At 64.2% G+C, this 22,700-nt stretch carries 18 protein-coding genes; 7 read left to right on the forward strand and 11 right to left on the reverse strand.

The features are described 5' to 3' along the window. Positions 1-63 precede the first annotated feature (63 nt). Positions 64-1,359 (reverse strand): serine/threonine-protein kinase, encoded by a 1,296-nt coding sequence (locus BUS42_RS19395; protein ID WP_074308880.1) that lies wholly within the window; start codon positions 1,357-1,359, stop codon positions 64-66. Further along, on the reverse strand, positions 1,352-1,951 hold the full coding sequence (locus BUS42_RS19400) for an RNA polymerase sigma factor (RefSeq protein ID WP_074308882.1): 600 nt from the start codon (positions 1,949-1,951) through the stop codon (positions 1,352-1,354). The genes BUS42_RS19395 and BUS42_RS19400 overlap by 8 nt, the downstream gene beginning before the upstream one ends. Before the next feature lie 318 nt (positions 1,952-2,269). On the opposite strand from BUS42_RS19400, the gene BUS42_RS19405 reads away from it, so the two are divergent. Beyond that, on the forward strand, positions 2,270-2,560 hold the full coding sequence (locus BUS42_RS19405) for a ferredoxin family protein (protein WP_074308884.1): 291 nt from the start codon (positions 2,270-2,272) through the stop codon (positions 2,558-2,560). 35 nt (positions 2,561-2,595) lie between these two features. Here the strand turns inward: BUS42_RS19405 and BUS42_RS19410 are convergent, their stop codons facing one another. The 3 genes from BUS42_RS19410 to BUS42_RS19420 all read right to left on the reverse strand — a co-directional run bounded on the left by BUS42_RS19410 (position 2,596) and on the right by BUS42_RS19420 (position 5,868). Beyond that, positions 2,596-3,681, reverse strand: coding sequence for a threonine aldolase family protein (locus tag BUS42_RS19410; protein ID WP_074308887.1), 1,086 nt, complete (start codon positions 3,679-3,681; stop codon positions 2,596-2,598). A 217-nt stretch (positions 3,682-3,898) separates the two neighbouring features. Beyond that, positions 3,899-5,269 (reverse strand): Gfo/Idh/MocA family protein, encoded by a 1,371-nt coding sequence (locus BUS42_RS19415; RefSeq protein ID WP_074308890.1) that lies wholly within the window; start codon positions 5,267-5,269, stop codon positions 3,899-3,901. A gap of 194 nt (positions 5,270-5,463) precedes the next feature. Next, entirely contained in the window at positions 5,464-5,868 is a 405-nt protein-coding gene (locus tag BUS42_RS19420) for a YkvA family protein (protein WP_074308892.1), read from the reverse strand. Positions 5,869-6,113: 245 nt separating this feature from the next. Here BUS42_RS19420 and BUS42_RS19425 point away from each other — a divergent pair, with 245 nt between their 5' ends. Together BUS42_RS19425 and BUS42_RS19430 are read left to right on the forward strand one after the other, a co-directional pair. Then, on the forward strand, positions 6,114-6,929 hold the full coding sequence (locus BUS42_RS19425) for a polyprenol monophosphomannose synthase (RefSeq protein WP_074308894.1): 816 nt from the start codon (positions 6,114-6,116) through the stop codon (positions 6,927-6,929). A 33-nt stretch (positions 6,930-6,962) separates the two neighbouring features. Next, the gene (locus BUS42_RS19430; protein ID WP_074308896.1) at positions 6,963-8,522 is read left to right on the forward strand and encodes an ArnT family glycosyltransferase; all 1,560 of its coding nucleotides are present in this window, start codon (positions 6,963-6,965) and stop codon (positions 8,520-8,522) included. A 119-nt stretch (positions 8,523-8,641) separates the two neighbouring features. Here BUS42_RS19430 and BUS42_RS19435 read toward each other — a convergent pair whose 3' ends face one another. Continuing rightward, positions 8,642-9,553 (reverse strand): aldo/keto reductase, encoded by a 912-nt coding sequence (locus BUS42_RS19435; protein WP_074308899.1) that lies wholly within the window; start codon positions 9,551-9,553, stop codon positions 8,642-8,644. Between the two features lie 260 nt (positions 9,554-9,813). Between BUS42_RS19435 and BUS42_RS19440 the strand changes: the two genes are divergently transcribed. Further along, entirely contained in the window at positions 9,814-10,404 is a 591-nt protein-coding gene (locus tag BUS42_RS19440) for a riboflavin synthase (protein WP_074311250.1), read from the forward strand. 79 nt (positions 10,405-10,483) lie between these two features. Here BUS42_RS19440 and BUS42_RS19445 read toward each other — a convergent pair whose 3' ends face one another. From BUS42_RS19445 to BUS42_RS19465, 5 genes are all read right to left on the reverse strand, one after another. Next, a complete protein-coding gene (locus BUS42_RS19445) occupies positions 10,484-12,370 on the reverse strand; it encodes a PQQ-binding-like beta-propeller repeat protein (RefSeq protein ID WP_074308901.1) in 1,887 nt (628 codons plus the stop codon). Positions 12,371-12,904: 534 nt separating this feature from the next. Beyond that, positions 12,905-13,930, reverse strand: a complete 1,026-nt coding sequence (locus tag BUS42_RS19450) for a WD40 repeat domain-containing protein (RefSeq protein WP_074308903.1) — start codon at positions 13,928-13,930, stop codon at positions 12,905-12,907. A 58-nt stretch (positions 13,931-13,988) separates the two neighbouring features. Further along, complete coding sequence (locus BUS42_RS19455) at positions 13,989-15,281, reverse strand: DUF1501 domain-containing protein (RefSeq protein WP_074308905.1); 1,293 nt, start codon at positions 15,279-15,281, stop codon at positions 13,989-13,991. Between the two features lie 53 nt (positions 15,282-15,334). After that, positions 15,335-18,226, reverse strand: coding sequence for a DUF1549 domain-containing protein (locus BUS42_RS19460; protein WP_074308907.1), 2,892 nt, complete (start codon positions 18,224-18,226; stop codon positions 15,335-15,337). A 664-nt stretch (positions 18,227-18,890) separates the two neighbouring features. After that, the gene (locus BUS42_RS19465; protein ID WP_254053617.1) at positions 18,891-19,856 is read right to left on the reverse strand and encodes an NHL repeat-containing protein; all 966 of its coding nucleotides are present in this window, start codon (positions 19,854-19,856) and stop codon (positions 18,891-18,893) included. A gap of 659 nt (positions 19,857-20,515) precedes the next feature. Between BUS42_RS19465 and BUS42_RS19470 the strand changes: the two genes are divergently transcribed. Genes BUS42_RS19470 through BUS42_RS19480 form a run of 3 tightly spaced genes read left to right on the forward strand, consistent with a single transcriptional unit; the run spans position 20,516 to position 22,664 of the window. Beyond that, positions 20,516-21,058 carry an RNA polymerase sigma factor gene (locus tag BUS42_RS19470; protein WP_254053618.1) on the forward strand — a complete coding sequence of 181 codons (543 nt, stop codon included), beginning with the start codon at positions 20,516-20,518 and terminating at the stop codon, positions 21,056-21,058. Beyond that, complete coding sequence (locus BUS42_RS19475) at positions 21,055-21,498, forward strand: hypothetical protein (protein ID WP_074308913.1); 444 nt, start codon at positions 21,055-21,057, stop codon at positions 21,496-21,498. The genes BUS42_RS19470 and BUS42_RS19475 overlap by 4 nt, the downstream gene beginning before the upstream one ends. Further along, on the forward strand, positions 21,498-22,664 hold the full coding sequence (locus BUS42_RS19480; protein WP_254053619.1) for a hypothetical protein: 1,167 nt from the start codon (positions 21,498-21,500) through the stop codon (positions 22,662-22,664). The genes BUS42_RS19475 and BUS42_RS19480 overlap by 1 nt, the downstream gene beginning before the upstream one ends. Positions 22,665-22,700: the final 36 nt, after the last annotated feature.

The raw sequence follows: 22,700 nt of genomic DNA on the forward strand, positions 1-22,700 counted from the left end.
ACTCCTCAGCGACGATCGTCTTTGATAGCGGAGCCTCTGCCTGGTCACTTGGTTCGGTTGAACTCAGAAATCTTGCAAGCGAGCCAGCGCCGAGTGAAGGTCCTTGACCGTCTGATATCGTAGCTCAGGCGGTTTGGAGAGACACGTCCGGCATAGATCGCTGATTGATTTCGGGAGCTCGGGACGAAGGTCGATCGCCGCGACGACCGGTGTGCCCGCGACGACCTGAGCGAGAATATCCGGCAACCGCCGACCGATGATTGGCGGCCGACCTGTTAATAGCGTGAAGAATACGGCGCCGAGGCCGTAAACATCCGTGCGCGCGTCGATCGGACCCCAGCTTCGGGACGCCTGCTCGGGCGCCATGAAGGGAGCGGTCCCCTCGACCTCGGCCGTCCATGGCGTGTCCTCGGTGAGTGAACGCGCGAGGCCGAAGTCCGTCACCTTGATTTTGCCGGACTCGTCAAGGAGGAGATTGGCGGGCTTGAGGTCGCAATGGACGATCCCCATCGCATGGGCGTGCTCGACTGCCTTGCATGTTTCCATAACCCAGCGTACGGCCTCGGGCACGGTGATCGCCTTCCGCATGCCGAGCTCGGCGAGGTTGGGTCCTGCCACGAAATCCATGACGATGAAGTACGACCCGCCCGAGGTGCGCCCGAGTCCCTGGGTTCCGACGATGTTCGGATGGCGGAGCTTGCCAATCGTCAGCGCCTCGCCGAGGAAACGTCGGACCACTTGGGGATGACGTAAAAAGCCTTTTCGGAGGAATTTCACGGCAACGGCACCGTGGGCGTTGTTGGCGGGCCGGGCCTCGTACACCTTTCCCATCCTCCCAGCGCCAATGAGCCGCCGCAGCAGGAATTCGGTGTGTGAGAGCCACGGAACCTCGGGAAGGAACTCCGGCTCTTCCCAGGCGGGCGGGATTCTCGGAGCAGGTCGAGGCGCCGGATTTCCCTCCGCTGCAAGCTCGTCATCGATCCGGACCAGCTCCGCCCGAATCGATTCTCGCCGCTCCTGAAATCGGGACAGAAACTCTGCATGGGACGGCCGATCTCCCCAGCGAGATCGCACCCTGTACTCTTCAGCGATGAGCTCGAGCGGGAGTCGATCGAGAGAAATGAGTTCCGGGAACGCTTCGACATAATGCGTGAGAGTGACCGGTTCACTGGCCTCGACACTTTGCTGGCGGTACTCCAGGTCGATGCAAATCAGCTCGACGAGTAAGCGATCGGAATCGTGAATCGCGAAGGGCGTGATCAAAAAGTCTGCAATTTCACATATGTCGTTCAGTTGCCAGGCTTGCTCGAACCGGAGGACTCGTCGTTCAAATTCCTGGTCATGGGCATGGTCAGGCATCAGTGAGCCGCCCGCTCAGGAGTGCACGGATCTGGGCGAGTGAACGACGGACCGAGCGTTCCGAGCGGCCGGTGTCTTCGGCGATCTCCGAGAGCTGTAAGCCTTGCAACCGGAGTTCCAGCACGCGCCGGCCAAAGGGGTCCAGGTGGGAGAGAACCCGTTCGACTTCGTCCGCGAGTGCGGCGGCCTCTTCCGGCGTGGGTTCATATTGGCGACCGATCTGCCGACCTTCCACGGCCTGATCGAAGGGGATTTCGACGTCGATCGATCGTCGGTCCGCACGATGGTGTCTGACTTGATGAAGCAGCTTGTGCTTGGCAATCGATGAGAGGAGTCGCCAGAGATCACCGCCCCGGTTCAAGGCGTAGCGACCCTCACGCGCTTCGACGAAGAAGCTCCGATAGGCCGAGAGCGCGATCTCTTCGGGATCGGTCCGCCCGGCCAGCCGAGGCGAGAGCCGGCTCCGTGCCAGCGCGATCAGCCGTTCGAAGTAGCGAGCGAAGAGCGCCTCGGCCGCTTGGTCATCACCGCTCCGGAATCGTTCCAGCAGGACGAGCGATGTCCAGGTGGCCTTCGCATCATCCTTTTCCATCGGAGATGGCTCCCTTCTTAAGAGTCGCCGACACCTCTCCCCCCCCCTGGGACCGCAGGCGACCCGCCCACTCTTGATTGGAATGAAATCGAATTGAAGAGCGGGCGGGTCGCCCGCGGTCCCAGGGGGGGAGGAGCCAGGAGGAGGGTTGATCGCTGGGTGGGAGCCGGCCCTCTTGTGGCCGGGCCACTCTGGTTGTCAGCCACGGCAGTCGCCCTTGTTTGATTCTCACGAATTCCGGCTCGCACTTGGCCGCTCCCGCGTTGGAAACGGCATGACCGGGTCGAGACAACATCCTCATGAACCCAGGAGCGAACCGTGGCCTACGTCGTGACCGCGCCCTGCTTTGGCTGCAAATACACCGATTGCGTCGTCGTCTGCCCCTGCGACTGCTTCCGCGAGGGGGAGCAAATGCTCTACATCGCCCCCGACGAATGCACGGATTGCGATGCGTGCCGGGCCGAGTGCCCGGTCGACGCGATCTATTACGAAGACGATGTGCCGGAGGCTTGGAAGGAATTCGTGCCGCTCAATCGGGAGATGGCCGAGATCTGCCCTTCGATCGTCGATCGAAAGGAGCCGAATGCTCGGCGCGACGCGAACTCATAAACTTCGGCCGTTTTCTTTCGGGGCGACACGGGTTATTAGACCTCCACCCGTGTCCCCGTTTTGACTGAGCGTTGATTCATGAGTTCTTTGATGTCATGGACGATCGCTTCGACGTCCGCTTCCGTGGTGTCCCACGAGCACATCAGCCGGGCGCCGCCGCCGATGAAGGTATAGAACCGCCAGCCTTTTGCCCGGAGCTGGTTGCGGATTTCTTCCGGGATCATGACGAACACGGAGTTCGCCTCGCAATCCCAGAGGATTTCCAGCCCCGGGATTTCGCGGAGCCGCGATTCCAGCAGCAAGGCGCACCGATTCGCCTGGGTCGCGTTGCGAAGCCAGGCCCCCGACTCGAGGATGCCGACCCACTGCGCGGCCAGGAACCGCATCTTCGAGGCGAGTTGCCCGGCCTGCTTGCAGCGGTAGGCGAACTCGTGGGCCAGCTCGCGGTTGAAGAAGACGATCGCCTCGCCGAACGCCATCCCGATCTTGGTCCCGCCGAAGCAGAGGACGTCGACACCCACCTTCCAGGTCAGGTCCTTAGGGGCAACGCCCGCGGCGGCCACGGCGTTCGAGAACCGGGCTCCGTCCATGTGGACGCGCAAGCCGTGGCGCTGGGCGACCTCTTGAAGAGCTTGGAGCTGGGCGACCGAGTAGACGGTGCCAACCTCGGTGGCTTGCGTCAGGCTCAGTACGCGCGGCTTGGGATAGTGGATGTCGCTTCGTTTCGTGACGAGTTGATGGACCGCTTCCGGGTGGATCCGACCGGCCTCGCCTTGGGCGAGAAGGATCTTGGTCCCGTTGGAGAAGAACTCGGGAGCGCCGCACTCGTCGGTCTCGACGTGCGCCAGCTCGTGGCAGATGATGCCGTGGTACGACTGACAGAGCGAGGCCAGGGCCAAGGCGTTGGCGGCCGTGCCGTTGAACACGAAGAAGACTTCGCAATCGACCTCGAACAGCTCGCGGAGGAGTCCCGAAGCGCGGGCGGTCCAGTCGTCATCGCCGTAGGCGGGGGCATGTCCCCGGTTCGCCTCGGCCATGGCCTGCCAGGCCTCAGGGCAAGCCCCAGCGTAGTTGTCGCTTGCGAACTGATGCCGGTCCGCCGTTATTGAAATCTCACCCATGGACATCTCCTGGTGATTCGCTTGTCGTCGGCCAGCAACAAACGTAATCGCCAAGAGTCAAAATGGCTACGCCATTCGAACCATGCGCCTTGGGAATCGGTCGGGAACCCCTGGGAATCCGTGATCCTTTATGTGCGTGGACAACGTTGATGGGGTTGCCCTCCCTCATCCTCATCGACCGCGGTCGAAGAGGATGAGGGAGGATTCGCGGTTCCGTTCAGATCGTCCAGCCGCGGCGGAATTCGGGGCGGACGAATTGGGCGGCTTCAGGGCAGTTGGTGACCTGGCCGGTGACGGCGTCGTACTCGATCGACTTACCGAGGCGGACGGAGACGTTGCCCAGGAGCATGGCCTCGGTCAGCCGGCCGGAGTAGTCGAAGTTGGAGTAGGCGATCTTGGGGTCGCCTTCCTTGATCGCGCGGACCCACTCGGCCTTGTGGGCGGCGTCGGCATTCTTGTTCCGATCGCGCTGCTGGGCCTTGGTGAGCTCGCTCTGCTTGGCCTCGAACTGCTTGGCCGGCAGGAGCCTCTGCTCGGCGCCGTAGTCGCTCGGCGAGAAGATCGAACCTTTCTCACCGACGAGCAGTGAGCCGCTGTCGGAGGGCGTTTCTCCGTGGAAGAGGGCGGCGGGGGGCAAGTTGCGGGCCCCGTCGCGCGCGCCTTCGTACCAGGTGAGCTTGACCGCCGGGAGGTCGTCACGCGCGGGGAACTCGTAGGTGATCGTCGCCCAGGCGGGATAGGTCTCGGGGTTCAACTCGCCGCTGGTGGACGAGACGCGGGTCGGCAGGCCGAGCTTGAGCGCCATGAAGGTCAGGTTGGCGGTGTGGCAGGCCATGTCTCCCATGGCTCCGGTGCCGAAGTCCCACCAGCCGCGCCAGTTGTGAGGGTGGTAGACCGGGTTGTAAGGACGTTCGGGCGCGGGGCCGAGGAACAGGTCCCAGGCGACGTGCGGCGGGACCGAAACGGTCTCTGTGGGGCGGGCGACAATGTCGGGGGCCTGCTTCCAATACTTGAACGGCCGGTTGGTCCAGACGTGGACCTCGCGGATCGGCCCGACGACACCCGAGCGGATCAGCTCGATTCCATCGCGGAACCCGGGGTGGGATGTCCCCTGGTTGCCCATCTGGGTCGCGACCTTTCGTTCGGCCGCCGTCTCGCGCATCAGGCGCGCCTCGTAGGGGGAGTGCGCCAGCGGCTTCTGGCAGTAGACGTGCTTCCCGAGCCGCATCGCCATGAGGGCCGCGGCCGCGTGCGTGTGGTCGGGCGTGCTCACGACCACGGCGTCGATTTTGGGGGCGAGCTCGTCGAGCAGCTTGCGGAAGTCGCTGTACGTTTTCGCCTCGGAGTGCCGCTCGGCCTTCTTCCCGAGCCGGTCCGAGTCAATGTCGCAGAGGGCGACGATGTTGCCGAGCGCGGCCACGTGGTCGGTGTCGCTGGAACCCTTGCCGCCGACGCCGATGCAGGCGAAGTTGAGCTTCTCATTCGGAGACCGGCCCTGTCCATGCGCCCAAGGTCCGGGCAGCAGGATACCGAAGCCCGCCAGGGATGAGGCCTGCAAGAAACGGCGTCGATCGATACGACGGCTCATGCGATGCTCCTTGAGGGAAGACCCGAGTCATTGATTCCGCTCCACGACGCGGAGCGTGGCTTTCCGGACCGCGAAACTATCATTGCCGGAGGAGACGAGATAGAGGGTGGTCCCGTCCCCGCTCCGTCCGGCTCAAGCCCCTCGGTCGTGTTCGGAACGCCACTCGGATGCGAGCCACTCGAAGGTGAACCGCTTTAGACCGCCCCCTGGGGGATGATCTCCACCGCCATCCAGGCCCGGGCGCGGGCACGGTGCTCGTCGGTGATGTGCGCCGAGACGGCCGTCAAGGCGGCGGCCAGGACACCGGCGTCGTCGCTGAAGCCGGCCAGCGGCAGGAAGTCGGGGATGGCGTCCAGGGGGAGGATGAAGTAGGCCAAGGCCGCTCCGACAATCCCCTTGACCCAGAGCGGGGTCTTGGGGTCGAGCAGGCAGAAGTAGAGCGCCACGGTCTCGTGCGCCAGGGGCAGCCGGTTCAACGACCGCTTGGCCTTGGCCAGGAACCCCTCGCGAACCACGTGCTCGTTCCTCGCCTCATCGTGCCCCACATAGTCCTCGGGGCGCACCCCCTTCTTGAACGGGATCAACCAGCGATTTTCCATGACATTCGCTCCGGTTCTCGCGCCATGATGGTGTCCATCACGCTCATCCGCTGTGGAATTGTAGGAGCCCGCCTCGTGTTTTTTCGTTTCCGCAGTGGTGTTTGTTCGCTCGGGTGTCGGCTTGATTCTCCGTCTCGGCTAAAAACCCCACAGACTTGACTCTTTTGCCTCGACTTGACTATAAATAACTGCGGCGCGAAGGAGTACCAAGTTGCGTTTCCCGATTGCTCAAGGATGGGCTGACTATGATCGCCTCCCACCGCATTCCTGCTCAGGCTTCCACTCCGTCTTCAATCCCGAAACGCCTGCTGGTTTCGCTCGCGACCTATAACGAAGTGGATAACTTGGTCCCGCTCGCCGAAGCGATCCGCGAGTATGCGCCCCAGGCGACTCTCCTGATCATCGACGACAATTCGCCCGACGGCACCGGCAGGATTGCCGACGAGTTGCGAGCGAGCCAGCCCGAGCGGATCCACGTCATCCACCGCCCGAAGAAGCTCGGGTTGGGGACGGCGACCTTGGCCGCCATGCAATTCGCCATCGAGAACGGGTACGACTATCTCCTGAACCTCGATGCCGATTTCAGCCACCCACCCCGGTTCATCCCGTCGCTCTTGGCCGGCATGAGCGAGAACGACGTCATGATCGGGTCGCGCTACGTCGCGGGGGGCGGGGTCGAAGGTGAGTTCGGACTCAAGCGGAAGCTGATGAGCGCGGGGATCAACTGGTATGCCCGGCTCTTGCTCGGGCTCCAGTCCAAAGACAACAGCGGCGCCTTCCGTTGCTACCGCGTCTCGACCCTCGCCCAGCTCGATCTCAGCCGGGTGCGGTCGCGCGGATACTCCTTCATGGAGGAGATCCTGTTCTGGTGCCGGCAAGCTGGCGGCCGAATCGGCGAGACTCCCATCTTGTTCGAAAATCGCCGCTCGGGCGTCTCGAAGATCAATAAGCTCGAGGTTGTCGCGGCACTTCGGATCATCCTCCAGCTTGGCTTCGACCGCTGCTTGGGAAGGGTGGGAACCCGGAACTCCGCGTCGCTGCTCTCCGGCTCCCAATCCTAAATTGCATCCATGAATCGAGTGAGAGAGGCTTGAATGTCGGATCATTCCAGGGGATCCAACGACGCTTTTCCGTGGAAGCGTTGGCTCTGCCTCGCCCCTCTCTTTGGGGCGGCTGCACTGATCTGCCTCATCAACGCCATGAATCTCCAGCGCCTGGTGCGTGCCGAAGCGCCACGAAACCCATGGGAAGCCACGGAGATCCTCGAGTCCTGGCGGGCCATCAAAGGAATGCCCGTCTACGAGATGTCTTCGGATGGACACTCGACACACGTGTATGGGGCATTAGCCTTGTATGCGCAAGGCGAGGTCTTCCGCTGGGTTGGGCCCAATAATATCGCGGGCCGGCTCATATCCTTGATCTCGGCTCTGGTCACAGTGACCCTCTTGGCGGTGACCATGAGGGGGGACCGTCCCAAGTGGACCATCGTGTTGTCGTGGGCGATCATTCTCGGGGTGAACTTCCGCTCGTTCCACTATTTCGCTGAGAACCGGCCCGACATGACGGCCCTGATGTTTGCGGCCATGGGCGTCCTGGCGATCGGCCATGGCCAGGAGACCCGCCGCTGGCAACTTGTCGTGCTCGGTTCCGCGTTCATCGTGACGGGATTCTTCTTCAAGCAGACCGCGGCGACCTTTGCGGTCGTACCGCCGATCGCCCTGATCTTGCGCGGGCGAAGGCCGACCCTCTCGGAATGCCTCCTGGCGATCCTTCCGTTCGCCGTGATGCTCGGGGTGATCTTCAGCCTGAAAATCTTCTCGCCGGCGGTCTATTACTACATGATGGTGATCCCGAAAAAGTTCGGGCTCCGCTGGCTCCCCGCCGTGCGGAACGGTTGGGAATTGCTCCTGGATACGCCGCTCTTCCTCGTCCTGCTCGGCGAGATGCTGATGTTCGACGCGGCCTCGTTCCGCAAAGATCCGCGTCTGCCCTGGCTTGCGGCCGTGCTCGTGGTCTCGATCCCGTTTGCGGCGATCTCGTCCGCGAAGGCGGGGGGGGTCGCCAATAGCCTCTTGCCGGCCCTCTTCCCGCTGATGGCCTTCTGCGCCCTCCGATTACCAAGGCTTTTGAATTTCCTGAACAGCAACGCCACGGCGGGCCTACCATCGCGTTTGATGCTCGGAGTCTTCGTGGCCTTGCTCATGATGCTGACGGCCTTCCCGCGACTGTCGACCCGGCAACCGTTGCTCATCGCCAGATCCAATCATGATCAGGCCTATTGGAAGGTCGTTGATCTCGTCAAGCGACTTCCCGGCAAGGTGATCTGTCCCGAGGACCCGACGATTCCGTTCTATGCGGTCGGCTACCTGGGACTCAACATCTTCTCCGAGTACGACACCCATCTCGTCAATGGTGTCTATCCCGTCACTCCGCCGGACCATGTCCGGAAGGAGCTACTCGAGGCGGATTACCTCATCGACGTCAGCGACTCCACCCAAAACCTCCTCAAAGACGCCAACCTCGAATCGCTGGGGTTCGAACCGATCATGGCCAATGAGGCCTGGTTGGAATCCGCGGATTACAAGGTCTGGAAGCGAACGCCGATTTCCGTCGGGGGCCTTTCTCCGAAACCGGCCCGTACTTCCGGAATGTAAATGGGGCAGGCCCGGAGCGAGGCAGAACGGAGCAGCGACCGTCAAGATCGAGCCAGTCGTTGGCTCGATCTTGACGGTCGCTGCGTTGGGGCCTGCGAAATGGGGTTCACTGCCAGGCGTCAGGCTTTTTGGGCGACGAACGCGAGGGCGTCGGCGGTGCGGGTCAGGAGGTCGTCGATCTGGGCGGTCGACTCGAGGCCGATGATGAAGGCGTTGACGGTGCCCAGGCCAAGGACGAAGCGGAGCGAGGCGTCCCGGCGCTCGGCTTCTTTCATCGCCCCTTCGCCGAAGATCTTCATGCCAACGACCCCTTTGCCGGCGAGGTGCATCTCTTCGAGCTGCGAGACGACCTCGTCGGGCCGCTTGTCGTCCATGATCAGACCTTCGGGGTTGATCCGCGCCAGGTCGATCTCGACGAACGGGTCCTTGGCGGCCGTGCGGAGCGGGTCCATGCCGTGGCAGCTCGTGCCGTGGGCGCGGATGATCTTCTGCTCCTTGGCCTCGCGGAGGTAGTCCATCGACCCCTTGTTCTCGGCGGGCCAGCCCTTCTTGGTCATGCAGTGGAGCAGGACAATGTCGATGTAGTCGACCCCGAGTTCCATCCGGTAACGTTCGAGGTGACTCCGGCAGTCGGGGACCTGGGTCGCGTGGGTCTTGGTCTGGATGACGTACGACTCGCGAGGGACCCCCTTGAGCGCTTCGCGGAGATAGACGTGCGAGCCGTACTGGTCGGCGACGTCAAAGAAGCAGATGCCGCGGTCGAGGGCATGGCGGACGACCTTGGTGAATTCCTTGACCCCGAGTTTGGTCTGATTGCTCGCCTGGCCGTTGCCATGGCTGCCCGTGCCCATGCCGATGAGCGAGACCTGGACGCCGGACTTGCCCAGCGTCACCTTATCGGTCGGGCTCTTGGGGAGGTTCGCCCGGGCGGCCCGGGCCGTCGTGGTTGTGGCAGTCGCGGTCGCGGCGGCCAGGGCGGTGGTCGCCACGGTCGTCCGGGCGAGGAAGTCACGGCGGTTCAGGGGAGTCATGGCACTCGATCTCCGGTGTCCAGGTTTCGGACCGAGAGGAAGACGGGCCGCTCGACCGATTGGGACGGCCGAGGCTTTGGCCTGATTCTAACGTTCGCGTGACTGTGCTACCATAACCTGGAACGGGAGGAGCGTCGCTCGGCTCGGGACGATCGCGCCAGGGCGATCCCGCCCGAGGAGACGGGGCGGGAATGGAGCGCTCGCCGATCACCCGCTCGCATGAGGTTCGGCCCATGTTTCCAGGTCAGGAGAGGATGATTGTGTTCACAGGTCTGGTCGAGGTTCTCGGTTCCATCGAACGCGTGGATGAAGAAGGGCCGGGGCGGCGCCTGACGCTGGCCTGGCCCGGGCTGGTCGAGCCGCTGGCTCTGGGGGAGAGCGTGGCGGTCAACGGCTGTTGCCTGACGGTCGTCGCGGCCGAGGGGGAACGGTTCGTCATGCAGGCCGGTCCCGAGACGTTGCTCCGGACCAACCTGGGAGCGGCGGGTCCGGGCGATCGGGTCAACCTGGAACGCTCGCTCCGGGCCGGTGACCGACTCGGGGGCCACTTCGTCCAGGGGCACATCGACACGACGGCCGTGCTTCGCGAGCGCAGGACCGAAGGAGAGTGGGAGTTCCTCGCCTTCGGGATCGACCCGAGCTGGACGTCCTTGATGGTTCCCAAAGGCTCGATCGCGGTCGACGGCGTGAGCCTGACCTTGGTGGGCGTCGAACCCGACGGCTTTTCGGTCATGCTCATCCCGCACACGCTGGCCGTGACCACCCTGGGGGGCGTGCGGGTGGGAGGCCGTGTGAATATCGAGACCGACATGATCGCCAGACATGTTGCGAAACTGATGGCCGTCGGTTGATCGCCCGCGAACACCGACCCACGGAAAACACGGACAATGAATCCGTTGTCGTGTTTTCCGTGGTGAGATTCCCCACGTTTTATTGGGACCGCGGGCGGATTGGCCGGGGTGACGTGAGGCGCGGTCCGGCCGGATGAATGGGTCCGCGGCGCGGCTTCGGCATCGGCTTTGGGAGGCCATTCTTCGCCTGCTGATCGAGGAGTCTCGTCAGCGCGGGCGTGGCGGGATGCCAGACGAAGTTGGGGCTCGACCCGAGCATCAAGTAGACCTGGTTCTGCTTGAAGCCTTGGGACCAGAGGCTACGCTGGGCGTTGACGTAGGCGCTGCGCAGGTCGCCGAACACGGTCAACTGGCCGTGTCCGCCCACGAAGACCTTGCTGTCGGCGACCGTCGGCGTGGCGAACTTCACGCCGGAGCCAAGCTGGTCGCGGGCGCCGGACATCTGGCTGTTGTAGAGCTCATTGGCGACGTTCGAGGCATCGTAGGCGCGGAGGACGGCCGAGGTTTCGCCGTTCTCGAGCACCCAGACGATCCCGCCGATCGTGCCGTTGGCCGAGATGCTGGGAGTCGAACCGGGATAGGTGAACTTGTTGCTGGAGACGCTCTCGGGGGCGTCGGCGATCTGGCCACCCGCGACCGGGAAAGCCTTCAGAGAGTCGCCGGGGGCGGCGTAATAGAGCTTGTTGTTGTAGTAGGCCGGGGTGCTGTACGCGCCGAGCCAGAGGTTGCTATCGCTGTTCAGGATCCCGATGGTGCCTGCCGCTGTTTTGTGGACGATCTGGTCGGAGTCGGAGTGGAAGCCGCCCAGGTTATCGCGATTGAGGAGGTAGATCGTGCCGTTCTTATCCGCGGCGACCATCAACGGCAGCGCCCCTCCCGCCTGGTTGGGCAGAAGCACCACGCCCCCTGAGCCGAGGTCCTGGTCCTGGCTGTCGAGGAGCTGCTGGTTGGAAGGGGAGTAGTAGTCGGCCATTTGCAGCCCGTTACTCCCGGTGACGAGCCTGAGGACGCTGTCGCCGTAGTCCGAGCCTCCGGTGTCGCCACTGAATTTGCCGTTGGCCGTCGCCACGTACACATTCCCGGAGCCGTCGGCGGCAGGGCCACCGCCACTCATCCAGATACTCCCCTGGCGGCTGTTGGGCGTGACGCAGAAGACGCCGACCGGCTGGAGATTGGAGGCGTTGTACGCCATCAGCCAGCCGTGGTACGGGACGTTGTTGAACGAGGCGAACGCGACGTAGAGCACGCCGTTGTTCAGCAGAAGAGCGGAGCGCTGAAGCTGTTTCGACGCGTTGAACGTCACCGTGTCGCCGCCGTCGCCCGTTCCGGGAACCGTGGCCTGCACGGCCACCGGGCCACCGAATTTCTCCTGGCCCGTGGTGATGTCGAGGGCGTGGAGCCTGTGCTCAATGAGCGGTCCCGACGTGGTGTTCACCTTCGTCATCACGTCGACGTAGAGCGTTCCCGACGCCTTATCGATCACCGGCGTTCCCACGATCCCCAACTCGGTAAAGTTGGTCGTATCGAGGTCCGAGCCGGTGACCGTGGTGACCCCCGCCGCCGGGTTAATCAGGCTTGTGGCCCAGAGCGGACCGGCGTTGGGGCCCAGGTTGCTGGTCGCGTCGAAGGCGTAGACGCTGCCGTGCGTCGTCGCGACGTAGACCACGTCATGCAAGGTCCTGTTGATCAAGACCCCCGTGTCGTAGAGGGGCTGAGCGTAGATATCGCCGTCAACCGGGTAGCTGAAGAGCTTGCCGAACGAGCCGGGGTTCAAGGTGGCCGCGTTGAGAACACCCTCGGACAGATTCTGACCGGTACGGGCATTATCGTTATGATAAGTTAATACGTCGGTCGCGAGCAACTGGCGGAGCTCGAGTGACTCTGCTCCGGGTCGGAACGCCCGACGGCGCGGCACGGGTCGGTCGCCTTGCAGGCGGCGGGGCAAAGCCCGGAGAAGCTCCCTCATCTCACGGCTCCGAGAGAAGCGACCAGTGGGTCGGTGGACCACACCACAGCGTCATCGACCAAGCAAGGTTCGACCCTACGCGCCACGCTCGGATGGCTCGAAGACAGGACGCTGAGCCGACCCTCGTTCCTCCGAACGAATCCGCGCAAGTCTCCCTACCTGTGACTGATGTCGGTTCCCTGCGCACCCCGGCTTCACGTCGTCTCGGGTCTTTTCTTGACCTGAAGCCCGCAAATTCCCTATTTTCCGTGCCTGCCGATCTGTCGATCCTGCCGATCTGTCGATCCCGGGACGTTGCCACCCGACTCAGCCGGACGGGAGACACCGGGACGCTCGGCCTGAGCGCGGTTTCCACCGTGGTTCACATTTCCTTGGGGTTGATTTCCCTGGGACCGTGTGCGGACCCGCCCGCGGTCCCAGGATCGGCCAGGAAAGGCAAGCCCAATGGGGCCGTTGCTTCCAGAGATGCAGGGTAAATCCCTCGGGGCGGTTGGCCGGTCGCCCTGGCCGCTTGCTCGCGGCAACGCACTCGGCTCAGGCCGTTTTGGCGGCGAGGCGGGTGATTCGGACGTGGCCGTCGTGGTGGGCCGAGGCAATTCGGAGGCCGTCGGGATGGACGTCCATGTCCCTGAGGATGTTGGGCAGGCCAAACCGGTGGTAGTCCTTGTCGGCGTCGGTCTTCCAGAAGAGCAGCAGGCCGCCGTTGCTCCCCCCGCAGGCCCCCAGGAGGCTGCCGTCGGCCAGGAAGTGCAATCGCCAGATCACGCCCCCGGTGATGCCGTCCGCCAGAAGGGTTCGCACATTCTTGCGGCTTTCCCCTTCAAACAGGATCGCGATCGGCTCGTGAACGGCCCCCAGCGGGTTGGTGGCTTTGTGAAGCCCTCCCGCGGCCACGAACTTGCCGTCGGGCGTGATGGCCAGCCCGCGGATCCCCCCGAAATCGACTTGCTGGCCCGCTTCGTACGTGTGCAGCGGCTTGGCGTCGAACGCCCCGGCGAGGTTGCCCGAGGCGAGATCCCACTGCTTGACCGCGCCGAGCAGGTCGCCGCTCAGGATCGTTTTCCCGTTCGGGTGGAAACCCAACGAGTAGACGTGCCCCGTGTGCCCCGCCAGCTCGCGGACCAGCTTGCCCGTCGCCGCCTCCCAGATCCGAACCATCTTATCATTGCCGCCCGAAGCCAGCAGACTGCCGTCGGGACTGACGCTCAGCGCCCGGATCCAGCCCTGATGGGCTTCGATCTTCCGGATCGGCTGAGGGGCACTCGACGCCGTCTCCCAGGCCGTGATCCGCCCATCGCCACCGCCGCTGAAGGTCGTCACCCCGTCGGCGGTGAACGCGAACGAGAAGACCCACGACTCATGACCGCCGGGAAAGAGCAAGCGCTTGCCGTCGGCCAGGTCGAACCGTTGCACCGTGGAACTCTCGAGCCCGCAGAACACGAATCGGCCCTTGGGCTCGAACCGGCAACTCACCACCGGCCTCTCGGTGGGCCACTGGGCGGCGACATGAGCGAGCTTGGGATCAAACCCGGCGGGAACGGTAGCGGCCTGGGCATTCATAACGGCACCTTTTCACTTCATCATTCGCCTGAACTCGATACAACCACTCAACCGTCGATCAAGACAGGATTTGCTTGATCATCCTCGAGGCGGGGTCGGCGATCGGGACGTCGCGCCCTTCGATGTCGAACGAGTCGGTCGAGTCGACCCCCACGGCCTGGAGGTAAGTGTGGAAGAGGTTGGCATGGTCGACCTGACCGTCCACGACTTCCGTCCCCTTGTCGTTGGTTTTGCCGTAGGCGACGCCGCGCTGGACTTTGGAGCCGGCCATCACCACCGTCCAGGCATGCGACCAGTGGTCGCGGCCATAGTAGAGGTTGATGTTCGGCGTCCGGCCGAACTCCGAAAGGACGACGATCAGGGTGCTCTCGAGCATCCCTCGGTCGGCCAGGTCGGCCACGAACGTCGCAAACGAAGTATCGAACTCGCCGAGCTGCTCGATGTGAAAATTGAAATTCTCGTTATGCGTGTCGTAGTTCGAGTGCGAGACTTGAACAAACGTCACGCCTTTTTCGAGGAGCCGGCGGGCGAGCAGGCAGTGGCGCCCGAAGTCGTGCTTGCCGTAACGGTCGTGATCTTTCGCCGGCTCCTTGGTGACGTCGAACACCTCGCGTTGCTTCATGAGCTGGGCGGCTTGCTCATAGGAATAGACATAAGCCTCGGTCAAGGCCGTGCGGCGCCGGCTCAGGAAGCGGTCATTGCCCCGTTTGCGGAAGTCGTTGCGGGCAGCGTCCATCGGCTCGGTGACCTGGCCGGGCCTGGTCGTGTTCTGAGGCGGGTTGCCGTTGCCCAGGGCGATGCTCGAATACATCGGGCCGAGATAGGCGGAGTCGTTGCCACGACCGCCGCCACCGCCGGGCGTGATGATGATGTGCCCGGGCAGGGCGCTGTCTTGGGGGGTCATGGCCTTGGCGCAGACGGCCCCGAAGTACGGATAGTCGGCGGCGGGGGTCTGGCGACGGCCGGTGAGCATCATGTAGGCCCCCTTGCCGTGGTCATCCTCGCTCGTGTTCACCCCGCGGACCAGGCAAAGGTGGTGCATCTGCTTGGCGACGTTCGGCAAGAGCTCGGAGATCCGGATGCCGGGGACCGAGGTCTCGATCGCCCGGAACGGGCCGCCGGTATCCGTCCCCGGCTTGGGGTCCCAACTCTCGAGCTGGCTCAAGCCGCCGTGCATGTTAAAGACGACCACTCGCTTCTGGTCGCCCTGCAACTGAGCGGCCGCGAGCGGACTCGCGAAGACGCCCAGCCCCCCGACCACCGACCCGGCCGCCGTCGCCGCCAGGCCGGCCAGGAAACCGCGTCTCGCCACGACGTGCTCGGATGAGTTGCAAGCGTATGCGCATTTCATAATTCACGGGCCTTTCTTTCCAGCAAGCGTTCGGCCAAACCAAAAAAAAAGCGTCAGTGATTGAATCGGAACTCAGCCGACGTCAGCAGTCCCCAGACCAGCTCCTGGACGGCCGCCGGCTTGTTCGCAGCCTGCTCGGTGAAGACCCGGACCACGTCGGCCGACTCTTCGGGGCTTGGCAACCGCGTGAGGACGGTCAGATACAGATCTTCCGCAGCTTTCTCGGCGGCCTTTTCCGCGGCCATGCGTTCGGAGACGTTCCCGGCGGCGGGCGCCACCCAGCCGTTCACCAGGCCGCCGTTGGCCGCGAACAAGGCCTGGTCGGCCGTGGCGAAGAAGTCATTCTGCGGCTGGCCGGCCCCTGCCCCGTAGACCGTCACGAAGGAGGCGACGTTCCCCTTCAGCTTGTCGAAGGTGCGTTGTTCCAGCTCCAACGCCCGGGCGCGGACCTGGGCCGGGTCGTTCTTCGCCGCGTCGTCCAGCGGCTTCGTCTTGTTCAGCTCCGCCTCCTCGGCCTGGCGCTGGCGGTCGTAGACACCGGTGACCTTGAGCAGGCTCCAGCACATCTGCTCGGGGGTGAGCGGCTTGAGCTGGGCCATGTCGAAGTCATTGGATTGGAGCGTGGCCAGTTGCTCGGTCGCGGTGGCGATTTCCGACTCCAATGTCTTCGCCTGCGACTCGTCGTCGGCCTGCTTCTTTTGTGCGGACGCCACGGCGGCGGCGCGGCGGGCCTTCTCGGCCATCGACGCGTCGAGCCCTTGGTTCGCCAGGGCGAGCGCCTCGGCCCCTTTCTTGAGCTCCACCACGGCGGCATCGCGCTGGGCGGTTCGGGTGGCCTCGACCGATCGCAACTCGTCGGCCTTCGCCTTGAGCTTCTGGGCGGCCTCGGTCAAGGTCGGGTCATCGGGCAATTGTTGCCGGGCCGCGTCGGTCGCGGTGAGCGCCGCGACGACGCTCGCCACGACCTTCTGCTGTTGGGTCAAGGCGGCCTGCGCCTCACTCTTGGTTTTCTCCAACGCGAGCCGGGCCTGGTCCGCCGCCTTCACCTTCGCTTGATGTTGCACCAGATCCGGCTCGAATTCGGTCGCGAGCTTCTGGGCCTGGGTGACCGCCTCACGGCTGCTGACAATCGCCTGGGCGACCGCCACAGCCTGCCCGCGCAGCGTCTCGCGCTGGGCGAAGGTTTCGAGCCGCTCGAGTTGCCGCTTGTGCCGCTCGAGCGCGACCTTGCTCTCGGCCGTCTTGCGACGGGCGTCAAGCACCACTTGTTCCTTCTGCCGCACCGCTTCGCGGAGCGGCAGCGCCTTGGCCCGCGCGACCTCGACCGGCTTGACCGCGGCCGCCAGTTCCTCGCCCGCTTTCGTAAGGGCGACGGCCTTTTCCGGACTCGTCTTCTTCAAGGCGGCCACTTCGGCAATCACGGCGTTAGAACGGTCGACAAACTTCTGAGCCGCGGCGGCCAGGTCCTTCTCCGTCGGCAGCTTCTTGACGACTTCTTGCGCCTTGCCGGCGGCCTCCGCGAGCGTCTTCCCCAGATCCTCGCGTGCGTTGATCTGGGCGAGAAGATCATTGACCGCCTTCTGAGCGTCGGCCTGTTTCTTGCCGACAGCCGCATGTTTGGCCAGGGCTTGGTCTTGCTCGGCCGCGGCCGGAACGAGCGTGGTTTCGGCGGCGTGCCAATCCTTGATCGCCTGGCTGTACGCTTTCTTCGCCGCTTCGTACGTCGCGGTGAACGCGTCGGTATGCGTCTTGAGTTCCGCGAGCGTCGGGGCCACCGCTTCGGGGTGGGGTGGGGCCTGATCCGCGGGCAGGTCGATGGCCCTCTGATAGGCCCTGGTCAGCGCCAGCTCACGGAGAAAGGCCTTGGTATCGTAGTTCCGGGCAACCAGCTCATCGGCCAGAAGCGCCATCAATTCCGGGTGGCTCGGCGGGTTGGCCGGGTGGTGCAGGTCGAGGGGATGCACCAGCCCTCGTCCCATCAACATCGCCCAGAGTCGGTTGGCGATATTTTCATTAAAGGCCCGGTTCGTCCCCCCGGTCACGTGCGAAGCAAGCTGAGCCCTTCGACTGAATTTGGGCACGGGGAGAATGTTGTCGGCGGGCTTGACCTGGTATTCCTCACCGGGCGGAAACACGGGTTCAACCAGCTCCGTCTCGCCGAGGATCCGAGGCCCCGTCAAATGCTTATCATTTTTAACGAACACCGAGTCAAACGTGAGGTCGCCCCCCACCTTCTCGGCGAATACGGTCTGATCCTTGCCCCCCTCTTTGCGAACGAGTGCATACGCGGGCATGAAGAAGGCGACCAGACCGTGGTAGTCCGACTGCTGATAATCGTCGATCACCGGGTGATTATGGCACTGAGCACACTGCATATCGCGGCCGAAAAAGATCCGCCCGACGTCGCGTGTGATCAGGTTCGGCTCCGAACCGCGGTCCAGGTAAAACCGCGCGGCGGGCCTGAGCTTGGCGTCGGCGCCGTCGGCACTCAGAACTTCTTTCAGCACCTGGTTGAGCGGCCTGTTCTCACGCGCGGCCTGGAGCAAGTAGTTCTGCCACTCATCGGCCGTGACATTCTGATTCGGCCGCCGCTCCATCAGCATCACGTCGAGCGTCGTCGCCAGGTGCCGGCCGTAGAGCGGGCTCTCCAGCAACCGGTCGACCGCCCTGCCCCGCTTATCGGCCGCCGCGTCCGCCAGGAAGGCCCGCAGTTCTTCCGAAGACGGGGGCATCCCCGTCAGGTCGAGCGAAACGCGCCGCAAGAACTCCGCGTCACCGGCCAGCGCCACCGGCGGGCCGACGTGACTCGCGTCGATCACCTGATCGATGCGTTCACGCAACGGCGGGGCGGGAGCGTCCGCCGCGCGGGCCGTGGACGTCAGCAAACCCATCGCACAGAGCATGGAGTAAGCGCATCGATCGAGTCGTAGGGGGAGGCGATTCATCGGTGAGAGCCTCGCGCGTTGCACGAACCCATTGAGGAGGGAGGAAATCCACGAGTACCTGGCAGGAGGGCAGTCTCTCGGGACCGTCGTCGTGAGCCTTCGGTTGCTCTTCGCACTTGCGACGACAGGGGCTGTCGTCACCATCACCCGAAAGCTCGGTGGGGCACTCAAAACCGGTCGGCTCACCCAGCCCCTCTGTTTCCGAAGGCGATGACGAGGTCCCCTCGAAACCCGCGCAACGGAGTGCAAAACAGGGCCTTGGCAGCGTCTCGACCGGCCTATCCAACACCGGTTTAACACAAAACCAGGCGAACGTAAACCCCCGAAATGTCCTCCCACCCGAATTCTTTACCAACGGCCATCGAATCGGGTGGCCTTTCGGGCCAACGGTGAAGCAAGACGCACAACGGGAGGGGTGGCCGGAGCCGATCGCACAATCGGGCGGGAGCGAAGGCCTGCTTCCGTGGAATCAGACCGGTGACTGACAGGCCTGGCAAGCGTCTGACACGCGCAACGACATGCCTTTATTGGTATGTCACGGATACAATTCCGACAGCATTCAGTAAGGATGGCGCAGGGGCGGAGATCCCGACAAGGGCGAGCGAATCAGGGCGGCCTGGGAACGGGCTCAGCTCTCTCGGCCAGGCCGCCGATCGCGACTCGGTTAGCTCTTGCGGCGAATCCTCCAGATCGTGACCGAGTTGGTGATGTCGTTCACGGCCGCGAGCTGCGTTCCGTCCGGCGCGGTGGCGATGCCGAACGCGCCTCCGGGGCTGGTGCTGAGCGAGAACTGGCCGACGAACTGGCCCCGGCGGGTAAATTCGACCAGCGTGCTCGGGTTGTTCGGATCGGGGTTAACGGCGTCGCCGTTGGCGACGATCAGGTTGCCGTCGGCAGCCGTGGTCATCCCGAGCGGGCCGTGGAGGTGGGCGTCATCCTGGTAGATCACCGTGCCGGTCCCGCCGTCGACCTGGGTCCGGCCGGCGTGTGGCACCGCATAGACGGCGTTGTCGCCCGTCGAGGCGACGAAGAGGGTATCCGTCGCGTGGTCATAGACCAGGCCGGTCGGACCGATCTCGAACGCGGCCGGATCGCCCTGGTGGGTGTAACCCGAGGCGATCTGGGTCTCCGAAACCACCTGGACCCCTCCCCCTGCCGGCAGCCGTAGGTTCAGCCGGGTCACGGTCCCGCTGAGCACGTTCGAGACGAACACCGAGGCGCGATTGCCCTGGTCAAAGACGGTGAGGTCCCACGGCCCGTTCAGCAGGTTGGGGTTGGTCAGGTTCGCGACGAGCTTACCGTGCTTGTCGAGAACCATGAGTGAGCCGGCCATCGCAGTCGCGGAGGTGCCATCGGTGCTTGGGACGTTGCCGACCAACACGAACCCACGCTTGAGCACCCCCAGCGCGGTCGTCAGGCCCGACCCCGCCGGGGCCTGGAAGAAGACCGAGGCCTGGTTGTTGGGCGTGACCCGCATGATGGTCGTGCCCGTGCCCTGCAAGTTGTCACTGTTGTTGAAGTTCGAGACCAGCACGTCCCCATGCCGGATCGTCCCGCCGCGGGCAAACCCGAGGGGGACGAACACGACCCCGTACGGGTTCACATCGCCAGTGGCAGGAACCGTGGACACCGTTCGACTCGGTGCGTTGGGAAGTTGGGCGATGGTCGAAACAGCATGCTGATGCCCCGCGCGCAATGTGGAGATCTCCGCGTGCGGGACCATCATCGCACTCATGACCTCGCGGGATTCAAGACCTTCAATCGACGGACGGACAGCTCGCGATAGGGGGGTACGCGGGCGCGGATGATGCAACATCGTTGACCCTCCGTGCAGACCAGAAGCGAGCAAAATCAGCAGCAAACTAATTAGGATTATTACGCCGTCGCACTTCCGGAGTCAAGCCTTGCCCATATCCATGAACTCCTTAATTCAAACTATCAAGAAAATTATGCACATTCGACAAACAGAAAACAAACACATTCGATGTTTTCAAAATAAGTCGCTGAAGCGGCGGGCCACGGTGATGCTTGATTTTCTGATAGGTCGTCTCGGCCATGCGACTGCTCCTGGGTGCCACGGTCATTCTCAACCCGTGAGCCATTGACCGAGGGGAAGTTGCGACGAAGCGGACTGGCCCCCCCCACCCCCCCCCCCGCTACAACGGCAAGAGAATTCGCTCTCACGGGCCAGGCGTTGAATCCGAATGGCCGTATTCACGAATTTCCAGGTTCCGCCTCGTGAATTCGGGGCCCGGTGATTAGACAGGAGACCGGTCCGGCGGGGTCTAGTTGAGAGAGAGACTTCTGTCTGAGGCCGAGGGTGATGCAATGGCGGGCGATCCGGATGAATGGGAAGCCTGGCTCGACCGACACGGCGCGACGCTGGTCCTGCTGGCGCGGCAACGCGTGGCGAGCCGAGCCGACGCCGAGGACGTCGTGCAGGAAGCGTTCGTTCGCTTCTGGCGATCTCGCCAGCGGGCGAACGATCCGACCGCCTATCTTTACACCTGCGTACAGCACTGCGCCCTGAACTGGCAGCGCAGCCGGGAGCGACGGTCGAGGCGGGAGGAGGTCGCGGCCCGCCCGGAAGCGGAAGCCGAGGACTCGCTGACCGGCCCGCTGGGGCAAGAAGAGCGCCGGGAAGCGATTGAGGCCGTTCTCCGGAGCCTGCCCGAGCCCCAGCGCGAGGTGCTGGTGATGAAGGTCTGGGGCGGCCTCTCTTTCCCGCAGATCGCCGAAGCCGCGCAGATCTCGGTCAACACCGCCGCGTCCCGCTACCGCTACGCACTGGCCAAGCTGCGCGAACGGCTGGCTGAGGAGCCGACCCCATGAACGAGATCCCCGACCCGCTCGAAACCGAACTGCGGGCCTTTCGCCCCACGGAGCTCTCGACCGACCTGAAGCGACGCGTCGCCGATCGGCTGGCCGGCTCCACGACCAAGATGAACCGACGATTCGGGAGGATCGCCCTCGCCGGCGGACTGACCGCCGCCGCTTGCCTGCTGGCCCTCCTCCTCGGACGAGGCGGCGACCGTGGCGCCGACACCAAGCCGGCCATCGTCACCCCCCTGCCCGTACCACCCGATCGACCTGAAGACAGGTTGCCCTCGCTCCGTGCCTATCGAGAGGCCCTCGCCCAATCGCCCGAAGCCCTGGATCGCCTGCTCGATCGGCACGCCGTCCGCGACCACGGACTCGACCCCCAACTCGTGCGCACCCGCGCGTTCCACCGGCCCGACCCCGAAGGACGAGCCCTCACAGGAGAACTCTGATGATGCGAAGCGGAAACCTCGTCGCAATCTCGATGGCCCTGAGCCTGGCGCTCGCCCTGCCGAGCGCCTCCGCCGCCGCAGTGGACCCACCGCCCCGTGACGCCGGGCACAGCCTCGCAGCCAACGCGGCCCTGAAGTACTGGCAAGCCTTCGCCCTGATGCCGAGCCTCGACAAGAACCAGGAGAATCGCCTCGCGGACTGGAACAAGATCCCCCTCGACGGCCCGGCGCTCGAGCTCATCGCCGCATTCGGGGAGAGTCGTCAGTCCCTGCTCCGCGGGGCGAAATTGCGCGACTGCGACTGGGGCCTGGATTACCAAGACGGCATGGGCCTCCTTCTCCCGCACCTCGCCAAGGCCCGAGACCTGGCCCGCCTGGCCGCCCTCCACGCGCGGCACGAGATCGCGCAGGGCCACGTCGAGGCCGCCGCCGAGGACGCCGCCGCCATTCTGGCCCTGGCCCGCCACGTCGGCTCCGACCCCATCGTCATCAGCATCCTGGTGCGTTACCTGATCGAGGGGACGGCGATCGACCTGATGGCCGCCAACCTACCGGATCTGCAAGCGCTCGCCCCCGGAATCCTGTCCGCTTACGAAACGCTGCCACCGGGCGCAACGTTCCAGCAGGCGTACCTGACCATGGAGAAGGAACATACGATCCGCTGGCTGATCGAGAAGATGCGGACCGCGGAAGCGAGAAAAAAGGGAGCCTGGAGAAAAGTCTGGAAGGACGCAACGGATCGGCCGGGGGGCCTGGACGTCATCAACCGCGTCGATACGATCGAGCGGGCCGTCCAGTTGACGGAAGACTTGTTACCCGTCTGCGACGACCTGGCGGCCTTGGTCGCCTTGCCCACGGCCGAGTTCGACGCACGATACCCGGAGTTCAAGAAAAAGACCGAGGCCGCCCATCCGCTCGCGGCCTACTTCCTCACGACCTCGGACACGGTCCTCGTCACTCTACGTCGGAACGAGGCCAGGCTGACAATGCTCAAGGCGGCGATCGCCGTGGTCCGCGGCGGTCCCGACAAGCTCAAGGACATCAAGGATCCGTTCGGGGCCGGGCCGTTTGAGTATCGCCCCCTGGGCAAGGGGTTCGAACTGAAATCGAAGCTGCTCTTCCAGAATCAGCCGGTGACGCTGACGGTGGGACCAGGGAATAAGTGACGGATCGGGGTGACCTGCACTTTCCGCACCTTCATC

It is taken from the genome of Singulisphaera sp. GP187, from assembly GCF_900129635.1.
Lineage (GTDB): Bacteria > Planctomycetota > Planctomycetia > Isosphaerales > Isosphaeraceae > Singulisphaera.

What these genes read in the sequence shown, in the direction of transcription:
- BUS42_RS19395 (WP_074308880.1), bottom strand. Translation starts at nt 1,359, where the DNA reads ATGCCTGACCATGCCCATGACCAGGAATTTGAACGACGAGTCCTCCGG.
- BUS42_RS19400 (WP_074308882.1), bottom strand. Translation starts at nt 1,951, where the DNA reads ATGGAAAAGGATGATGCGAAGGCCACCTGGACATCGCTCGTCCTGCTG.
- BUS42_RS19410 (WP_074308887.1), bottom strand. Translation starts at nt 3,681, where the DNA reads ATGGGTGAGATTTCAATAACGGCGGACCGGCATCAGTTCGCAAGCGAC.
- BUS42_RS19415 (WP_074308890.1), bottom strand. Translation starts at nt 5,269, where the DNA reads ATGAGCCGTCGTATCGATCGACGCCGTTTCTTGCAGGCCTCATCCCTG.
- BUS42_RS19420 (WP_074308892.1), bottom strand. Translation starts at nt 5,868, where the DNA reads ATGGAAAATCGCTGGTTGATCCCGTTCAAGAAGGGGGTGCGCCCCGAG.
- BUS42_RS19425 (WP_074308894.1), top strand. Translation starts at nt 6,114, where the DNA reads ATGATCGCCTCCCACCGCATTCCTGCTCAGGCTTCCACTCCGTCTTCA.
- BUS42_RS19430 (WP_074308896.1), top strand. Translation starts at nt 6,963, where the DNA reads ATGTCGGATCATTCCAGGGGATCCAACGACGCTTTTCCGTGGAAGCGT.
- BUS42_RS19435 (WP_074308899.1), bottom strand. Translation starts at nt 9,553, where the DNA reads ATGACTCCCCTGAACCGCCGTGACTTCCTCGCCCGGACGACCGTGGCG.
- BUS42_RS19445 (WP_074308901.1), bottom strand. Translation starts at nt 12,370, where the DNA reads ATGAGGGAGCTTCTCCGGGCTTTGCCCCGCCGCCTGCAAGGCGACCGA.
- BUS42_RS19450 (WP_074308903.1), bottom strand. Translation starts at nt 13,930, where the DNA reads ATGAATGCCCAGGCCGCTACCGTTCCCGCCGGGTTTGATCCCAAGCTC.
- BUS42_RS19455 (WP_074308905.1), bottom strand. Translation starts at nt 15,281, where the DNA reads ATGAAATGCGCATACGCTTGCAACTCATCCGAGCACGTCGTGGCGAGA.
- BUS42_RS19460 (WP_074308907.1), bottom strand. Translation starts at nt 18,226, where the DNA reads ATGAATCGCCTCCCCCTACGACTCGATCGATGCGCTTACTCCATGCTC.
- BUS42_RS19475 (WP_074308913.1), top strand. Translation starts at nt 21,055, where the DNA reads ATGAACGAGATCCCCGACCCGCTCGAAACCGAACTGCGGGCCTTTCGC.
- BUS42_RS19480 (WP_254053619.1), top strand. Translation starts at nt 21,498, where the DNA reads ATGATGCGAAGCGGAAACCTCGTCGCAATCTCGATGGCCCTGAGCCTG.